This window comes from Vibrio sp. Vb1574, assembly GCF_033338675.1.
Genome location: NZ_JAWOTC010000490.1, coordinates 1 through 1,020 on the forward strand (window position 1 = coordinate 1; position 1,020 = coordinate 1,020).

General features: G+C 45.9%; 2 protein-coding genes. Both read left to right on the forward strand.

Annotated elements, in window-relative coordinates:
- Positions 1–27: 27 nt before the first annotated feature.
- On the forward strand, positions 28–744 hold the full coding sequence (locus R7O12_RS27080; RefSeq protein ID WP_005438378.1) for a transcriptional regulator: 717 nt from the start codon (positions 28–30) through the stop codon (positions 742–744).
- A 2-nt stretch (positions 745–746) separates the two neighbouring features.
- The coding region (gene tusD, locus R7O12_RS27085) for a sulfurtransferase complex subunit TusD (RefSeq protein ID WP_318127146.1) at positions 747–1,020 on the forward strand (274 nt) is incomplete at its 3' end.

Sequence of the window (1,020 nt, forward strand, 5' to 3'; positions counted from 1 at the left end):
ATTTGTTGATTTTTCGCTCGAAGGCTTATGACAACTACAGAAACAATAAACGCGGAGATGTTGCTCGAAATGGAATCGGTTAACGTGATGCCATTTACTGAGCACGACAAAATCATCTTGAGATCTTACGAAGCGGTCGTGGACGGTATCGCGAGCCTGATCGGTCCGTTTTGTGAAATCGTTCTTCACTCTCTAGAAGACTTAAATACCTCTGCAATCAAAATCGCCAATGGCGAAAACACCGGCCGCCAAGTAGGTTCGCCTATTACTGACTTAGCGCTAAAAATGCTGAAAGACATTGAAGGCTCTGAGCGTAATTTCTCACGTTCTTACTTCACACGTGCCAAAGGCGGCGTACTAATGAAGTCAATCACTGTTGCGATCCGCAACGGTGAAAATCGCGTAATTGGTTTGCTGTGTATCAACGTCAACCTTGATGCGCCATTCTCGCAAGTGTTGCAATCTTTTATGCCAACGCAAGAAGCGAAAGAAGCCGCTTCATCGGTGAACTTCGCGAGTGACGTAGAAGAGCTGGTGGACCAAACCGTTGAACGTACGATTGAAGAAATCAATGCGGATAAATCGGTATCGAACAACACTAAGAATCGTCAGATCGTGATGGAGTTGTACGATAAAGGCATCTTCGACATCAAAGATGCCATCAACCGTGTTGCCGATCGTCTTAACATTTCAAAACACACCGTGTACTTATACATTCGTCAACGTAAAACCGAGGACGAATAAGCGTGGGTGGATTAACTTACACGCTGGTGGTAAATGGCTCTGTTTACGGCAGCCAATCGGCACGCAGCGCATACCAATTCGCACAAGCAGTCATTGAACAAGGGCATACTCTGGTGAGTGTGTTCTTTTATCAAGATGGTGTGACCAACGGTACAGCGTTAAGTGTGCCAGCTAATGATGAGTTTGATTTGACTAAAGCATGGCAAGGTCTCGCTAAAGAACATGATGTGCGTTTGGAAACGTGTGTCGCTGCAGCGCTGCGTCGTGGCATCATTA